Raw genomic sequence first — 16278 nt, forward strand, 5'->3', positions numbered from 1 at the left:
CGGTCTAGGTGGTGACCTTGACCTGGGGGGAGCCGGTGACGCCGGCGGCGGCGAGCTCCTCGGGGTCCATCTCGTCGGCGATCTTCATCGCCTCCTCGATGAGCACCTCGACGATCTCGTCCTCCGGCACGGTGCGGATGACCTCACCCTTGACGAAGATCTGGCCCTTGCCGTTGCCCGAGGCCACGCCCAGGTCGGCGTCGCGTGCCTCACCCGGACCGTTGACCACGCAGCCCATCACGGCCACGCGCAGCGGAATCTCCATGCCGTCCAGCCCGGCGGTGACCCGCTCGGCGAGGCTGTACACGTCCACCTGCGCACGCCCGCAGGACGGGCAGGACACGATCTCCAGCTTGCGCGGACGCAGGTTCAGCGACTGCAGGATCTGGTCGCCGACCTTGATCTCCTCCACCGGGTCCGCCGACAGGGAGGTACGGATCGTGTCGCCGATCCCCTCCGCCAGCAGGGCGCCGAAGGCCACCGCGGACTTGATGGTGCCCTGGAAGGCCGGACCGGCCTCGGTGACACCGAGGTGCAGCGGGTAGTCGCTCTGCGCGGCGAGCTGACGGTAGGCCTCGACCATGATCACCGGGTCGTTGTGCTTCACCGAGATCTTCAGGTCGCCGAAACCGTGCTCCTCGAACAGGCTCGCCTCCCACAGCGCGGACTCCACGAGGGCCTCCGGGGTGGCCTTGCCGTACTTCTCCATGATCCGCTTGTCCAGCGAACCGGCGTTCACGCCGATACGGATCGGGATACCCGCCTCACCGGCGGCCTTGGCGACCTCCTTGACCCGGCCGTCGAACTCCTTGATGTTGCCCGGGTTCACGCGCACCGCGGCACAGCCGGCGTCGATGGCGGCGAAGATGTACTTGGGCTGGAAGTGGATGTCGGCGATCACCGGGATCGGCGACTTCTTCGCGATCGCCGGCAGCGCCTCGGCGTCGACGGTCTTCGGGCACGCGACCCGGACCATGTCGCAGCCGGTGGCGGTGAGCTGGGCGATCTGCTGGAGGGTGGCGTTGACGTCGTGCGTCTTCGTCGTCGTCATCGACTGGACGCTGACAGGGTAGTCACTTCCGACGCCGACGTTGCCGACCATGAGCTGGCGGGTCTTGCGACGGGGAGCCAGCACCGGCGGCGGAGCGTCGGGCAAACCGAGGGAAATTCCGGTCATCGTGTTGTCTAGTCCTTACTTTCCGTGTGGATCTACGGGCACAGTCTACGCCCGGGCGTCCTGACGGGCTAAAACAGTTGGAGTGGGTTGACGACGTCGGCGACGATCACGGTCAGACCGAACACCAGCAGGATCGCCGTGGCCACGTAGGTCACCGGCATCACCTTGACGTAGTCGACCGGGCCGCCGGGCTCGAGGCCGCGCATCCTGCGCAACCGGTCACGCAGCTTCTCGTAGATGACGATGACCGCATGGCCACCGTCCAGGGGCGGCAACGGCACGAGGTTGAACACCGCGAGGAAGAAGTTGAGGTTCGCCAGCAACAGCAGGAAGCTCATCCACTGGCTCTGCTCCACCATCTGCCCACCGATGTGGGAGGCGCCGACCACGCTGACCGGGCTGTCCATCTGACGCTCGGCGCCGAAGATGGACTGCACGACCGGCCAGTAGCGCTGCGGCAGGTCGACCAGCGCCTTCACGGTCTCCTTGCCCAGGTAGTAGGTGTAGTCGGCGGTACCGCCGACCGCGGTGACCGGGTTGTAGTCCACCATCTCCGCGCGCCCGTCGAACTGCACGCCGATCGCGCCGACGGTCTGACCCTCGCGCTCCACGAGCTGCACCTGCAGGTCCAGGTCCACGTCCCGCCCGTCGCGCTGGACCGTCGCCGGCACGGTGACGGTGTCGCCGACGGCCGAGCCGTCCTGCCCCGCGGTGCGTCCGACCTCCTGGACGCCCGAGATGACCTCGGGGATGCTCCCGACATCCTCGCCGTCGACACTCACGAAGGTGTCGCCGACGGCGACGCCGGACGCCGCGGCGGAACCCTCACCGGAACAGGTAACGTCCTGTGTGGCGTCGGTTTCCGGCGAGCACACCAGCTCGACGGCCTTCGGTGCAGGCGCCTCGGTGGACGGCAGTCCGAAGCTCACCGCCACGCTGAAGATGATCAGCGTGCCGAGCACGATGTTCACGATGATGCCCGCCATCATCACGAAGACCCGCTTCCACGCGGGCCTGTTGATCATCAGGTACGGCTCTTCCTCCTCCGTCCACGGGTCGTTGACGGTCATGCCGGCGATGTCGCAGAAACCGCCCAGCGGGACGGCCTTGAGGCCGTACTCCGTGTGGCCGCGCGTGGTCGACCACACCGTCGGCCCGAAGCCGATGAAGTAGCGGCGCACGCGCATGCCGCACACCCGGGCGGCGACCATGTGGCCGGCCTCGTGCAGGGCGATCGTCACCCCGATCCCCAGGGCGAAGAGGATCACGCCAAGAGCGAAACTCACCGGCCCATCCTCTCGTGGGCCCGCGCACGGGCCTCGCGCTCGGCGGCGAGGACGTCGTCGATGTCACGCGGACGCTGCACCAGCGACGCGCAGTCCCCCATCACCTCGGCGATGGTGTCGACGATGCGCGGGAACGCCAGGGTGCCGGCGAGGAACTCCACCGCGGCCTCCTCGTTCGCCGCGTTGTATACCGCGGGCATGCACCCGCCGGCCGTCACGGCCTCGCGTGCGAGCCGGACGGCGGGGAACACCTCGTCGTCCAGGGGCTCGAAGTCCCACGTGGACGCCGTGGCGAAGTCCAGCGACGTCTGGGCGCCGGGGACGCGCCCCGGCCAGCCCAGCGCCAGGCTGATCGGCAGCTTCATCGACGGCGGGGACGCCTGGGCGATCGTCGCGCCGTCGCGGAAAGTGACCATGGAGTGCACGATGGACTGCGGGTGCACCGTCACCGCGATCTGTTCCGCCGGGACGCCGAACAGTAGGGACGCCTCGATGAGCTCCAGCCCCTTGTTCACCATCGACGAGGAGTTCAGCGTGTTCATCTGCCCCATCGACCAGGTCGGGTGGTTCGCCGCCTGCAGCGGCGTGACGTCCTGCAGCGCCTCGCGCGTCCACCCGCGGAACGGCCCGCCGGACGCCGTGAGCACCAGCTCCGCGACGTCCTCGTGACGTCCCGACCACAGGCACTGCGCCATCGCCGAGTGCTCCGAGTCCACCGGGACCAGCTGGCCCTCGGACGCGGCGTCCAGCACCAGCCCGCCGCCGGCGACGAGCGACTCCTTGTTCGCCAACGCCAGACGCGCCTCGCCGGTCAACGTCGCCAGGGTGGCGTCCAGTCCCAACGACCCGACCAGGGCGTTGAGGACGACGTCCTCACTGCCCAGGCCCAGGTCCCCGGTGGTGCGCTCCACGAGCTGACGGGCCGAGTCCGCCCCGCGGACCACGTGGCCGTCCAGCTCCCGCTCGATCTCGTCGGCACTGCGGTCGCTGGCGACCGCCACCTGCCCGGCGCCCAGGCCGAAGGAGCGCACCTGCTGAAGCAGCAGCTCCGGTTTCGTCCCGTGCGCGGAGATGCCCACCAGCTCGAAACGCTCCGGGTTGTCCGCGATGATCTCGAGCGCCTGCGTACCGATTGAACCGGTACTACCCAGCACCACTACTCGTCTCTTCACCCGGCCCATTGTTCCACGGGCCCGCGGCGCCACGGTAGCCGGGACGCCACCTCCCCGCGCTCCCCCAGCAGACCTCCAGGCTGCCCCCAGCCGCCGGTCAGGTGAGGGGCCTGCCTGCAGGGTCTGTGTGCGGGGTGAGCGGCGGGGTCACTGGCGGGGGAACCCGCGGCGGGGCGGAAGTTCACCGCGCGCGGCGGATGTGCAAGAATGGAGGCGATAATTCGGCAGGTGACCACTGCCGTCCTAGTTCAGGAGGATATCGACGTGGCCGATCACGCAAATCATGGCACGAAGGTGGCAGTGTACAACGGCGTCTCCACCGAGGATGAGCCGTCCGCAGCCTGGGGCTGGCACCAGTTCCCCCGGAAGACGACGATCGTCGTCGGCTACCTCGGTGGCCTGTCCATGTTCGGCATGCTGTTCGGTAACCACCCCGGCCACGTCGAGAACATCTGGCTCGTCTGCATCGGCGTGCTGCTGATCGTGGGCACCACGCTCTACGCACGCCACTCCTCGCCGAACTGGAAGCCGAAGCCCGCGCGCGCCACGGTGACCTCGCACAACAAGCCGGCCGGCCACCAGGAGCCCGACTGGGCCGCCGACCAGCGCAACCTCACCGGCGTCTACGCCAACATGACGACCGCCGAGCTGCGTTCCTGGAACCTGCCGGGTGTCGGCTCCGACGGTGTCGAGAGCATCGAGACCCCGAAGCACGCGCTGCACCACTAGGGTCCGCACAGGGTCCGCACGGAGAAAGCCCCCTCCCCTCCCAGTCACCTGGGTCGGGGCGGGGGCTTTTCTTTGTCCCCACCTGCCCTGGGGCAGGCGGACAACAGCAAGGAGCCTAGCGCTCCTCGGCGGCGAGCTGGCCGCAGGCTGCGGCGATCTCCTGGCCGCGGGTGTCGCGCACCGTGCAGGCCACGCCCTGGGCCGCGACCCGGCGGACGAACTCGTCCTGCACGGGCTTCGGCGAGGCGTCCCACTTCGAACCCGGGGTGGGGTTCAGCGGGATCAGGTTGACGTGCACCTGGTTGCCCAGCGCGCCGCGCAGCTTCTTGCCGAGCAGGTCGGCACGCCACGGGTGGTCGTTGATGTCGCGGATCAGCGCGTACTCGATGGACACGCGACGGCCGGACTTGTCGGCGTAGTAACGCGCGGCATCGAGGACCTCGTCCACCGACCACCGGTTGTTGACGGGCACGAGGGTGTCGCGCAGTTCATCGTCCGGGCAGTGCAGGCTCACGGCCAGGCGCATGTGCATGCCCTCGTCGGCGAGCTTGCGGATCGCCGGGGCCAGGCCCACGGTCGACACCGTCACGTTGCGCGCGGAGATGCCGAAGCCCTCCGGTGCCGGCGCGGTGATCCGACGGATCGCCTTGACCACGCGCTTGTAGTTGGCGAGCGGCTCGCCCATGCCCATGAAGACGATGTTGGACAGACGACCCTCGCCGCCCTCGACCTCACCGTCGCGCATGGACTTCGCCGCGGCGCGGACCTGCTCGACGATCTCGGCGGTCGACAGGTTGCGGTCCAGCCCGCCCTGGCCGGTGGCGCAGAACGGGCAGGCCATGCCGCAACCGGCCTGCGAGGAGATGCACAGCGTCGCGCGGTCGGGGTAGCGCATCAGGACGGACTCGAGCATGGTCGCGTCGTGCAACTTCCAGAGCGTCTTGCGCGTCTGGCCCTCGTCACAGGAGATGTTGCGGACCGACTCCATCAACGTGGGGAACAGGGCGTCCTTCACGGTGGTGCGCAGACCTTCGGGCAGGTCGGTCATCTGGGAGGGCTCGCCCTCGAGACGTCCGTAGTACTGCTTGGCGATCTGGTTGGCACGGAAGCCGGGAAGTCCGGCGTCGGTGACCGCGGCCTTGACCTCGTCGTCGGTGAGGTCGGCCAGGTGGGTGGGTGGCATGCCCCTGGTGGGGGCACGGAACTGCAGTTGAACCGGTGTAGTCATGGTGTCGGCAATTATTGCACGTCGTGGGAGGTGGGGGCACATCGTGCAATACCACTACACTTGGCGGCATGGCTAAGAGACCAGAGAATGAACGCTCAGACGACCTGACCGTCCCGACCACCGACACCGCCGAGCTGCCCGACGCCGGCGGCTTCGCCGACACGTCCGACGCCGCATCCACCGAGGTGGAGACGTCGGAGGCCCCCGCCCCGGAGGGCACCGCCGCCGACTCGTCGGCGAAGCCCTCCGTCGCCGGCTCGATCGCCGGGTCCACGTGGGTGGGCCTGAGCGTCGGCGCGGTGATCCTGATCCTGCTGCTGATCTTCATCCTGCAGAACCAGGACTCCGTGCAGCTGAAGATGTTCGTCTGGGAGTGGAACTTCCCCATCGGTGTGGGGATGCTCATCGCCGCCATCGCCGGCGCCCTGGTGATGTCGTGCGTGGGCGCGGTGCGCATCCTGCAGCTGCGCCGTCAGATCAACCACCCCGACAACGGCGGCAAGAAGAAGCGCAAATAGCGTGACCTGCGGGCTGGCCGACCGGGGTCAGCCCGCGACGGCGGTCATCACGATCCACGTGAGCATCGCCGCCGGCAGCATGCCGTCCAATCGGTCCATGATGCCGCCGTGGCCGGGGATCATCGCCGACATGTCCTTGATCTTCAGGTCGCGCTTGAACTGCGACTCGACCAGGTCGCCGACGGTGGCGCACACCGCCAGCCCGGCGCCCAGCGATATGCCGAGCACGTAGTGCATCGGCTCACGCAGGTCGAGCAGGAACAGCACCGACAGCATGCCGATGACGGCGGCGAACACCACCGAGCCGATGAAACCCTCCCAGGACTTCTTCGGGCTGATCGCCGGCACCATGGGGTGGCTGCCGAAGAACACGCCGGAGGCGTAACCGCCGACGTCCGAGGCGATGACGCACAGCATGAAGGTGAGCACCAGGCTCCACCACGGCACGTCACGGTAGGTCAGCTGCGAGAGCATGCCGGCGAAGGCACCGCACATCGGGATCCACACCAGCACGAACAGTGAGATGCCGATGTCGCGCAACCAATTCGTCGGAGGCGACGTCCTGCCGTTGTGGAACAGGCGGGCGACCACGGCCGCGACGGCCGTCAACGCGAACGCGGAGACCAGCCCCGTGGTCCCGTAGGGCCACGACAACCAGATCATCGCCTGCCCGCCGATGAGCAGCACCGGCAGGTTCAGCGAGTACCCGTTCTCCTTGAGGCGCGAGTGCACTTCGTAGGTCGCCAGCCCCATCGCCGCGGCGACCAGGGGGTACCACACGTAAGGGATCGCGAGGCCGGCGACGACCAGCAGGCCGAGGACCAGCGCGCTGGTGATGGCGACCGGGAGGTTGCGTCCGGCGGAGTTCTTCGGCTGCGGCAGGCGGTAGCCGTCGCGTCCAGTGCTCTTACCTGCGCTATCTGCGCTATCTGCGCTGCCTGCGTTCGCAGGGTTCCCGGTGTTCACGGCGTCGCCTGTCCCTGATGGTTGTCCAGCAGTCACTAGACCTCCATCAACTCCTTCTCCTTGGACTCAACGACCGCATCGACCTGGCCGGTGTACTGGTGCGTGACCTTGTCCAGCTCCTTCTCCGCGGCCTTGACCTCGTCCTCGCCGGCGTCGCCGTCCTTCTGGATCTTCGCCAACGCGTCCATGCCCTTACGGCGGATGTTACGGATCGCGATCTTGGCGTCCTCCCCCTTGGACTTGGCGACCTTCACCAGCTGCTGACGACGCTCCTCGGTCAGCTGCGGGACGGTGACACGCAGGACGTGCCCGTCGTTGGTGGGGTTGACGCCCAGGTCCGAGTTGCGGATCGCGTTCTCGATCTCCTGCATGGCCGACTGCTCGTACGGCTTGATGATCAGCATGCGCGGTTCCGGCACGCTGATGGTGGCCATCTGGGTGATCGGGGTGCGAACACCGTAGTACTCGCCGAACACGCCGTTGAACATCGCGGGGTTCGCGCGGCCGGTCCGGATGGTCATCAGGTCCTCGCGGACGTGCTCCACCGAGCGGCTCATGTAGTCCTCGGACTCGAGCAGGGTGTCGTCAATCATTGCTGTCCTCTTGTCGCAGATAAATCAGTTGCGGGCAGGTCTTGCCGTTCCAGTGACGAATCTACCAGTCACCGGCACGGAGTTTCCCGGAAGTTCACCGACGGGGGCGTCCTGCGCCTCCCCGCCGGTGGCGGGTTTTCGGGTACGGCCGTGAAGGTACGACCGTTCAGGTACGGCCCGTTCAGGACGCCGGGGTGGCGACCAGGGTGCCGATCTGCTCCCCCGCCACGGCGCGTGCGATGTTGCCGTCCGTCAGGAGGTTGAACACGAGCATCGGCATGTTGTTGTCCATGCAGAGGCTGAAGGCGGTGGCGTCGGCGACCTTGAGGCCACGCTCGATGACCTCACGGTGGGTGATCTCGTCGAAGAGCTCGGCCTCCGGGTTGGTGCGCGGGTCGTCGCTGTAGACGCCGTCGACGCCCTTGGCCATCAGCAGCACCTCGCAGCCGATCTCCAGGGCACGCTGTGCGGCGGTGGTGTCGGTGGAGAAGTAGGGCATGCCCATGCCCGCACCGAAGATGACCACGCGGCCCTTCTCCAGGTGCCGGTCGGCGCGCAGCGGGAGGTAGGGCTCGGAGACCTGCGCCATGTTGATGGCGGTCTGCACACGCGAGTCGATGCCCTGCTGCTCCAGGAAGTCCTGCAGCGCCAGGCAGTTCATCACGGTGCCGAGCATGCCCATGTAGTCCGAGCGGGCGCGGTCCAGGCCGCGCTGCTGCAGCTCGGCGCCTCGGAAGAAGTTCCCGCCGCCGATGACCACGGCGACCTCGGCGCCCGTGGCGGCGACCTCGGCGATCTGGCGTGCCACGTTCTCCACGACGTCGGGGTCGATGCCGACCTTGCCGCCGCCGAACATCTCACCGCCGAGCTTCAGCATGACCCTCTTGTAACCGGACGGGGTGTTCGTGTCGCTTGCGGGGTTCGCTGTGCTTGCAGTGCTCTCGGCCACCGTGGGATCTCCTTGGGGGTGTTGGTGCGTGTGTGTCCGATTGATCATCCTAGCGTGCCGGCCGGTCCCCCACAGCACCGACAGCACCGAACCCGCCGTCCCCGGGCAGAGCCGGGGGCGGCGGGTTCAGGTGGTGCTGCAGTCCTGCGGCAGCTCGCGCTGCGCAAGCGGGTGACCGGGGGTACTAGCCCTGGCCGACCTCGAAGCGCACGAAACCGGTCAGCGTGACGCCGGCCTCGTCCATGACCTGCTTGACGGTCTTCTTGGACTCGGTGACGGACGGCTGGTCCAGCAGGCAGGCATCCTTGAAGTAGCCCTTGAGGCGACCCTCGATGATGTTCGGCAGGGCCTTCTCCGGCTTGCCTTCCTCGCGTGCGGTCGCCTCGGCGATCTCGCGCTCCTTGGCGACGGTCTCCTCCGGGACGTCGTCGCTGGAGAGGTAGGTGGCCTTCAGCGCGGCGACCTGCATGGCGGCGGCCTTGGCCGCACCCTCGTCGTCACCGGTGTAGGCGACGAGCACGCCGACTGCCGGGGGCAGGTCGGACGAACGGTGGTGCAGGTAGACGGCGACCTTGTCGCCCTCGATGGTGACGGCGCGACGCAGCTCGAGCTTCTCGCCGATCTTGGCGGAGAGCTCCTTGATCACGGTGTCGGCGGACTTGCCGTCGACGTCGACCTCGGCCAGGGTCTCCGGGCTGTTCGCCTTGGCTGCGGCAGCGGCCTCGGCGATGCGGTTGGAGATCTCGATGAACTCGGAGTTCTTCGCGACGAAGTCGGTCTCGGAGTTGATCTCGACCATGGTGTTGCCGGACACTGCGATCAGGCCCTCGGCCGCGGTGCGCTCGGCGCGCTTGCCCACGTCCTTGGCGCCCTTGATGCGCAGGATCTCGACTGCCTTGTCGAAGTTGCCTTCGGACTCCTCGAGGGCCTTCTTGCAGGCCATCATGCCGGAGCCGGTGAGCTCGCGGAGCTTCTTGACTTCAGCAGCGGTGTAGTTCGCCATGTGAGGCGATCCTCCTTCAGATGGTGGAAGTGAAAAGTACAGACGTAGAGAGAATTTCTCCGGTGAGAACTACTCTGCAGACTCGGCTGCGGGGGTCTCCGCGGCAGCGGCCTCGGGAGCCTCTGCGGCCTCCGGAGCCTCGGACTGTTCGGTCTTCTCGGTCTTCTCAGCCTTCTCGGCGGGGGCCTTCTCGGCGTCGCCTGCGGACTCCTTGGCGGCGGCGGCCTGGCGCTCGGCGCGGGCCGTGCGTCCTGCCTCGACGGCGGAGGAGATCACGGAGGTCAGCACCGTGGTGGCGCGGATGGCGTCGTCGTTGCCCGGGATCGGGAAGTTGACGTCGTCCGGGTCACAGTTGGTGTCGAGGATGGCGACGACCGGGATGTTGAGCTTCTTCGCCTCGGAGACGGCGATGTGCTCCTTGTTGGTGTCCACGATCCACAATGCGGAGGGGATCTTGGACATGTCGGAGATGCCGCCCAGGACGCGCTCGAGCTTGTTCCGCTCGCGGGTCAGCATCAGCACCTCCTTCTTGGTGCGGCCCTTGTAGCCGTCCTCGGCAGCCTCCATTGCCTGGAGCTCCTTGAGACGGTGCAGACGCTTGGCGACGGTCTGGAAGTTCGTGAGCATGCCGCCGAGCCAACGGTGGTTGACGTAGGGCATGCCGACGCGCTCGGCCTCGGAGGCGATGGCCTCCTGGGCCTGCTTCTTGGTGCCGACGTAGAGGACGTTGCCGCCGTGGGCAACGGTCTCCTTGACGAACTCGTAGGCCTCGTCGATGAAGGTCAGAGTCTGCTGCAGGTCGATGATGTAGATGCCGTTACGGTCGGTGAAGATGAAACGCTTCATCTTCGGGTTCCAACGACGGGTCTGGTGACCGAAGTGGACGCCGGCGTCCAGCAGTTCGCGCATGGTGACAACAGCCATGATATTTCAGGGGAGTTCGCTGGTCAGGGACTTTTCCCTGACTGCCGCTCCCCTTCCTCGCTTTCAAAAGTTCAGGTTGACGGTTCTTGTACGGCCGACTTGCCGACGGGGTTTCTCCGTCGATTCACCGGTCGTCCTGGCAGGCATCCCCGGGTTGTCCCCGCCCAGATAACCCCGCTTGAGTCAGCGGGGACCGTTGGCGGACGGGCCACAATGTTCGGATCACGCGATACCTACGCGATGTCAGCACACCCACCCGACCAGGTGCTGATCGGACCGCTCCCGCCGCTCCCACCACAGATCGCGTGTGACTGTGGCCGTCGCGGGGACCGCATTCGGCAACCGGTGGAAGACCACCAGCTGAGCGCCGCACCAGACTGGCGGGCATACTGCAGTTGATGAATCTACCCTGAACCTGAGCTTCCCACAACTCCACGTGCCCGCCCTGTGCACCGGCTCCGCCGCCGGTCACCCGCGGTACCGGAGTTGTCCACATTTCCGGTTCGACCCGGCTTTTCACACCTCTCCCACCGGTAACATCAGCGCCCATGACGGGGACATCACGGCGGGGGCCGTACCGGACGATCGCAGCCACTCTCATCGCGGCGGTGCTGGCCACGGGCGTGAGTGCCGCCCAGCCACCGGGGCAGGGACAGGCACAGGTGCAGGGGCTGCAGTACGTGCAGGACGCTGCGGGCGCTGCGGGCGTTGCAGGCACGGGCGATGCCGACCGCGTGGGGACGCACCGGCGTCCGGTGCCCGGGGCCGTGCTGCGTGGCGCCGACATCCCGGAGCAGAACTGGTTGCCGGGTCACCGCGGGGTGGACCTGGCGGCCGCCCCGGGGGACGTGGTGTCGGCGAGTAGCGCGGGGACCGTGCACTTCGCCGGCGTCGTCGCCGGGACCCCGCTGGTCTCCGTGGACCACGGGGACGGACTGCGCACCACCTACGAGCCGGTCATCGCCTCGGTCTCCACCGGCGACACCGTGCACGCCGGCCAACGCATCGGGGTGCTGGCGGACGCCGCGTCCCTGCCCTCCACCGCCCGACGCGGGGAGGGACTGTCCTGGGGCGCGCGGGTGGAGGCGCCTGACGGAGGTTCCGCCGTGCGCTACATCGACCCGATGAGCCTGCTGGGTGTGGTCCACGTCCGGCTGTGGTCCTGACCCCGGCCCGGCCGACTCAGTCGTTGTAGCCGGAGCGTGGATGTGCCTGCCGGTACACCTGACGCAGCCGCTCGGTGCCGACGTGGGTGTAGATCTGCGTGGTCTGCATCGAGGCGTGTCCGAGAAACTCCTGGACGACCCTCAGGTCCGCGCCTCCCTCGAGCACTGCGGTGGCGCTGGAGTGGCGCAGTCCGTGCGGGGTGACCCCGGGCGTGCCGGCGGCCTCGGCCGCGGCGTGGACGACCTCGCGCACACGACGCTGGTCGATGCGTCCACCACGGCTGCCGAGGAACAGCGCCGAGGTCGCCGGACGCTTCGGCCCACGTCGGGCGGCGAGGTCCCCGCGCACCTCCAGCCAGGCGTCCAACGCCGTGCGTGCCGCGGTGCCGAAGGGCACCACACGGGTCTTAGCTCCCTTGCCGGTGACACGCAGATCACGGTCGCCGAGGTCGGCGAGGTCGGCCCCGCAGAGCTCGGCGACGCGGATGCCGCTGGCGTAGAGAAGTTCGAGCATCGCCCAGTCACGCACCCTCAGGGCGTGGGCGTGCGCGTCGGGGGCGTCCTGCGTGCCGTCTTGAATCTGTCCCTGTGCCAGTCGCTGGGCCCGTTCGAGCAGTGTGCCGGCCTGGTCGTTGGACAGCACCCGCGGCAGATGGCGTTGCGGCGGCGGGGCCTGCAGGGCCGAGACCGGGTTCCCGGGCAGCCGGCCGGTGTGGCTGAGCCACCCGCCGAAACCACGCATGGCGGAGACCAGCCGGGCCACCGTCGCCCGCGAAGCCCCGGCCTCCAAAGCCCAGTCCAGGACGTCGCGGCCACGTTCCAGGGTGAACTCCTCGACGCTCCCGAGCCCCTCGCACGCCGAGTAGAGGTCCCGGCCGTAGGCACGCACCGTGTTCGGCGAACGCCCCTTCACCAGCTCCAGGTACTCCAGGTACCCCCCGATGGCCTCCTCCACGGGGCCCGGGGTCCCGCCGACACCGTGGATGTGACCGTCACTGCTCATGGTTCACGATCCTAGCCCGGCGCGCTCCCATGGTGAGTCTCGTCCACCTTGTTCTCCTGCACCGCGTTCTTCTTCACAGGGCTCTCGTCGACCGTCTTGATCCACCGGTTGCCTGAACGCACCACGAGGCTCATCCTCTCCAGCTCGGTGATGGTGCGCACCACCGCCGCCATCGGCATCGACGTCTCGGCGCTGATGTGCTCGGTGTCGCCGAGGCCGTCGGAGGCGACCCCGCAGGAGTCGTACACCCGCAGCTGCTCCGCACTGAGCCGCTGGACCGGGCTGGCCCCGAACTCGAGGGCGAGCTGCAGTTCGGTGTCCACGCTGCCCACCGGTTCCACCACCTCGCGCACGTCCGCCGCCCGGGTGATCAGGATGCCCGCGCCGTCGCGGATGCGCTTGTGGCAGCCGATGTAGTCGGCGGAGTCCACCGGGCCGGGCAGCACCATCACCGGCCGGTACATGCTGTCCGCCCAGTTCGCCGTGTTCACCGCCCCGGAACGGTAGCCGGCGGCCAACAGGACGGTGCCCTGCGACATCGCGGCGACCAGCCGGTTGCGGGTGAGGAAGCGGTGGCGGGCGGCACGCTGGTGCGGCGGGTACTCAGAGACCACGAGGCCTCGTCGGGTCGCCGCGTGGAACAGTCCCTCGTTCGTGCGTGGGTACACCTCGCCGGGGCCGGTCGCGGTGACGACCACGGTCCGTCCTGCGGCACTGAGCGCCCCGGAGTGCGCGGCGGTGTCGATCCCCAACGCCCCACCGGAGACCACCGTGTACCCGGCGTTGGCCAGTTCACTGGCCATGGCGTGGGTGGTGCGGTTGCCGTAGGCCGTCGACGACCGCGTCCCCACCATCGCCACGCTGCGCTCCACCGCCTCGTCCAGCCGGGCGGTGCCGGTGGCCCACAGCGCGAAGGGCTGGGTCGCCTGCCCACGGATACCGTCGACGACGGTGTCTGGGCCGATGTTCATGAATGAGCTGGCGAAACGTTCCGCGGGCCACTCTGGTGAGTCCGGGGTGATCAGCCGCCAGCCCTGCTCACGGGCGAAGGACAGGTCGAGCGACTCGTCCACGTCCGCCCTGCGCCGGGTGCTCTGCAGCAGCGCCTCCGGCAACGCCGAGTCACGACGCCGGATCATGCCGGCCGCCCGCTCCACGTCCGCCGGCGCACCGGTGTCGACGCTGGCCGCCGCGCCGTCGTCGACGCCGTCCGGCCACAACAGTTCCAGCAGTTCCATCTGGGAGGCCTCCACCACCCGCCGCAGGTACATCCACGCCCGCATCCGTACGCTGCCGTGGTCCTCGGCCGTACTCCCCGTACGTCCTGCTCCGCTCATGCCAGTCCCCCTCGTTCCCGTCATGTCCCTCATGCCCGTCGTTTCCGTCATCTCAGTCCCACCGCTCATCCCTTGCTCCAGTTCCCGCCCCCGCTGCCGCCGTCCCCGGCGATGTCCACGCAACCGGTGAACAGCTCGAGCGCGTCCATGACCTCGCCCATCCCGGGCCGGCCACCACCGGCCAGGTCCGTCATCGTCCAGGCCACCCGCAACGTACGGTCCACCCCACGCTGGGAGACCACGCCGGTACGCAGCTTCTCCTGCAGCATCACCATGCCCGCGTCGTCCGCGGAGTGGTGACGCCGCAACGCCGGACCCGGTGCGGCGGCATTCGACCGCCACGTCCGCCAACGGTGCACCGCCCGGTCGCGCGCCTCGACCACCCGCTCGCGCACCTGCGCGCTGGACTCCGGGAGCTGAGTGCCCGCTGTTCCCGCGCCTGAGCCGATCAGCGACTCCCCCTGCCCGGCGCGGGTCCGCACCGCCAGGTCCACCCGGTCCAGCAACGGCCCCGACAGACGTTGCAGGTAGCGGTCACGCACACCACCGCGGCACCGGCAGTCCACCGGCTCGGCCGCCCCGCACGGGCACGGGTTCGACGCCAGCACCAGCTGGAAACGCGACGGAAAACGCACCGTACCGTGGTGACGCACGATGTCGATGTGCCCGGTCTCCATCGGGGTGCGCAGCAACTCCAGCGTCCCGGCGGACACCTCCGGCGCCTCGTCGATGAACAGCACCCCGTTGTGTGCGATGCTCACCGCCCCGGGACGGATCCGCCCGGCACCACCACCGGCCAACGCCGCACGCGTCACCGAATGGTGCGGGGCCACGAAAGGACGCTGCCCGAGCCACACCTGCTCGAGGCGCTGACGGGCCCCGGCGACCGAATGCACCGCGGCGGTCTCCAGCTGCTCGGACTGAGCCAGCGGAGGCAGGATGCCGGGCAGCCGCTCGGCCAGCATCGACTTTCCCGTCCCCGGCGGCCCGGCGAGCCACAGGTGGTGGCCGCCCGCCGCGGCGATCTCCAATCCCCGTCGGGCCTCGTCCTGCCCGCACACGTCGGCCAGGTCGGCCCCGCCCGCCGCCTCCGAACCCTGACCGGCACCGGGAACCACCGGTCCGCCGGCGTTGTCCGAGAGGCAGGACGCCAGGTCGTGGGCGGGCTCGCCGCGTATCCACGGCAGCAGCTCACCCAGGTGGGCCAGACCGACCACGTCCAGGCCGGTGGCCTGGGCAGCGCGGGCGGCCTCGGCGGCGTTGCCGACCGGTACCGCCGCGCGGCGGAAACCCGCCCCCTCGGCGGCGACGAGCATCGGCAGCACCCCGTCCACCGGACGGACCGAACCGTCCAGCCCCAGCTCACCCACCACCACCGTGGAGCGCAGCTCCTGTGACGGCACCGCGCCCTGGGCATCCAGGATCGCCAACACCATCGGCAGGTCGAAACCCGCCCCACGTTTAGGCACCGAGGCCGGGGACAGGCTCATCATCACCCGGCTCTTCGGCCAGTCCAGGCCACTGTTGATCATCGCCGAACGCACCCGGTCACGCGCCTGGACCACCGCAGTGTCGCCCAGGCCCACGATGCTCATCCCCGGCAGCCCGCGGCTGATGTCACACTCCACGGTCACCGGGGTTCCGGTGACACCGTTGAGGGCGATGCCCTGCGCCTGGCCCACGCGCACCGGTGAGCGGTCGCTGAACGTGATCACCATCCCACGCCCTCGTAGTGGGTGATCTCGCCGGCGGTGATGTCCAGCACGTCGAAGCGCACATGCCGGGCACGGTGCTCGGGATGACGACGCAGCCACTCCGCCCCGGCGTGGCGCATCGCGGTGAGCTTGGCCGGGGTCACCGCCTCGGCACCGGTGCCGTAGCGTCCGTCCAGACGCCACTTGACCTCGACGAAGACGATCTCCGAGCCGTCACCCGAATCCGGGCCCGCGAGGATGATGTCCACCTCCCCACGGGCGGTGAAGAAGTTGCGTCCCAGCAGCCGGTAGCCGCGCTCCAGGAAGTAGGCGGCGGCAACGTCCTCCCCCGCCGCACCGACCTCGCGCAGGTTGCGTCCCGCCCGGCCGCTGCGACCTGCGGGCCCGCCCTGCTGCTTGCCTTGTCTCTGTGGCTTCGTCTCGTCCGACATACCCCAGCACTCTGGCAGGCCGCACAGACCGCGCCGGGCCCGCACGGGGCATCGTCGCAGGAACCTGTGGACAACCCGACC

The 16278-nt window shown here is 68.8% G+C and carries 16 protein-coding genes; 3 read left to right on the forward strand and 13 right to left on the reverse strand.

All coding sequences use genetic code 11. The features are described from left to right. Positions 1 to 4 precede the first annotated feature (4 nt). The 3 genes from ispG to dxr form a co-directional block, all read right to left on the reverse strand. Complete coding sequence (ispG, locus tag ACT3TD_RS06355; RefSeq protein WP_301443290.1) at positions 5 to 1177, reverse strand: flavodoxin-dependent (E)-4-hydroxy-3-methylbut-2-enyl-diphosphate synthase; 1173 nt, start codon at positions 1175 to 1177, stop codon at positions 5 to 7. A gap of 68 nt (positions 1178 to 1245) precedes the next feature. Continuing rightward, positions 1246 to 2463: a M50 family metallopeptidase gene (locus ACT3TD_RS06360; RefSeq protein WP_301443289.1), complete on the reverse strand. Its 1218-nt coding sequence runs from the start codon at positions 2461 to 2463 to the stop codon at positions 1246 to 1248. Next, a complete protein-coding gene (dxr, locus tag ACT3TD_RS06365; protein ID WP_301443288.1) occupies positions 2460 to 3644 on the reverse strand; it encodes a 1-deoxy-D-xylulose-5-phosphate reductoisomerase in 1185 nt (394 codons plus the stop codon). The genes ACT3TD_RS06360 and dxr overlap by 4 nt, the downstream gene beginning before the upstream one ends. A 255-nt stretch (positions 3645 to 3899) precedes the next feature. Between dxr and ACT3TD_RS06370 the strand changes: the two genes are divergently transcribed. Further along, the gene (locus tag ACT3TD_RS06370) at positions 3900 to 4364 is read left to right on the forward strand and encodes a DUF2631 domain-containing protein (RefSeq protein WP_441579121.1); all 465 of its coding nucleotides are present in this window, start codon (positions 3900 to 3902) and stop codon (positions 4362 to 4364) included. A gap of 115 nt (positions 4365 to 4479) precedes the next feature. Here ACT3TD_RS06370 and rlmN read toward each other — a convergent pair whose 3' ends face one another. Continuing rightward, positions 4480 to 5592: a 23S rRNA (adenine(2503)-C(2))-methyltransferase RlmN gene (rlmN, locus tag ACT3TD_RS06375; RefSeq protein WP_301443540.1), complete on the reverse strand. Its 1113-nt coding sequence runs from the start codon at positions 5590 to 5592 to the stop codon at positions 4480 to 4482. Positions 5593 to 5660: 68 nt separating this feature from the next. Between rlmN and ACT3TD_RS06380 the strand changes: the two genes are divergently transcribed. Further along, positions 5661 to 6110: a LapA family protein gene (locus ACT3TD_RS06380; RefSeq protein WP_301443539.1), complete on the forward strand. Its 450-nt coding sequence runs from the start codon at positions 5661 to 5663 to the stop codon at positions 6108 to 6110. A 27-nt stretch (positions 6111 to 6137) separates the two neighbouring features. On the opposite strand, the gene ACT3TD_RS06385 is transcribed toward ACT3TD_RS06380, so the two are convergent. The 5 genes from ACT3TD_RS06385 to rpsB all read right to left on the reverse strand — a co-directional run bounded on the left by ACT3TD_RS06385 (position 6138) and on the right by rpsB (position 10545). After that, positions 6138 to 6992 (reverse strand): phosphatidate cytidylyltransferase, encoded by an 855-nt coding sequence (locus ACT3TD_RS06385; RefSeq protein ID WP_301443543.1) that lies wholly within the window; start codon positions 6990 to 6992, stop codon positions 6138 to 6140. 119 nt (positions 6993 to 7111) lie between these two features. Then, complete coding sequence (gene frr / locus ACT3TD_RS06390) at positions 7112 to 7669, reverse strand: ribosome recycling factor (RefSeq protein WP_301443538.1); 558 nt, start codon at positions 7667 to 7669, stop codon at positions 7112 to 7114. 181 nt (positions 7670 to 7850) lie between these two features. Beyond that, positions 7851 to 8546, reverse strand: a complete 696-nt coding sequence (pyrH, locus tag ACT3TD_RS06395; protein ID WP_301443542.1) for a UMP kinase — start codon at positions 8544 to 8546, stop codon at positions 7851 to 7853. Between the two features lie 256 nt (positions 8547 to 8802). Then, the gene (tsf, locus tag ACT3TD_RS06400; RefSeq protein ID WP_301443537.1) at positions 8803 to 9621 is read right to left on the reverse strand and encodes a translation elongation factor Ts; all 819 of its coding nucleotides are present in this window, start codon (positions 9619 to 9621) and stop codon (positions 8803 to 8805) included. Between the two features lie 69 nt (positions 9622 to 9690). Beyond that, positions 9691 to 10545: a 30S ribosomal protein S2 gene (gene rpsB, locus ACT3TD_RS06405; RefSeq protein ID WP_444614763.1), complete on the reverse strand. Its 855-nt coding sequence runs from the start codon at positions 10543 to 10545 to the stop codon at positions 9691 to 9693. A 548-nt stretch (positions 10546 to 11093) separates the two neighbouring features. Here rpsB and ACT3TD_RS06410 point away from each other — a divergent pair. Continuing rightward, entirely contained in the window at positions 11094 to 11711 is a 618-nt protein-coding gene (locus tag ACT3TD_RS06410) for a M23 family metallopeptidase (RefSeq protein ID WP_301443769.1), read from the forward strand. Between the two features lie 16 nt (positions 11712 to 11727). Here ACT3TD_RS06410 and ACT3TD_RS06415 read toward each other — a convergent pair whose 3' ends face one another. From ACT3TD_RS06415 to ACT3TD_RS06430, 4 genes are all read right to left on the reverse strand, one after another. Further along, positions 11728 to 12714 carry a tyrosine recombinase XerC gene (locus ACT3TD_RS06415; RefSeq protein ID WP_301443768.1) on the reverse strand — a complete coding sequence of 329 codons (987 nt, stop codon included), beginning with the start codon at positions 12712 to 12714 and terminating at the stop codon, positions 11728 to 11730. Positions 12715 to 12725: 11 nt separating this feature from the next. Then, positions 12726 to 14051 carry a DNA-processing protein DprA gene (dprA, locus tag ACT3TD_RS06420; RefSeq protein WP_301443767.1) on the reverse strand — a complete coding sequence of 442 codons (1326 nt, stop codon included), beginning with the start codon at positions 14049 to 14051 and terminating at the stop codon, positions 12726 to 12728. Between the two features lie 65 nt (positions 14052 to 14116). Further along, the gene (locus tag ACT3TD_RS06425) at positions 14117 to 15769 is read right to left on the reverse strand and encodes a YifB family Mg chelatase-like AAA ATPase (protein ID WP_441579118.1); all 1653 of its coding nucleotides are present in this window, start codon (positions 15767 to 15769) and stop codon (positions 14117 to 14119) included. Then, positions 15763 to 16197: a YraN family protein gene (locus tag ACT3TD_RS06430; protein ID WP_301444091.1), complete on the reverse strand. Its 435-nt coding sequence runs from the start codon at positions 16195 to 16197 to the stop codon at positions 15763 to 15765. The genes ACT3TD_RS06425 and ACT3TD_RS06430 overlap by 7 nt, the downstream gene beginning before the upstream one ends. Between the last annotated feature and the right edge of the window lie 81 nt (positions 16198 to 16278).

Origin of the sequence: Corynebacterium sp. AOP36-E1-14, assembly GCF_052377495.1 — a bacterium.
In the GTDB taxonomy this organism is placed as follows: domain Bacteria; phylum Actinomycetota; class Actinomycetes; order Mycobacteriales; family Mycobacteriaceae; genus Corynebacterium.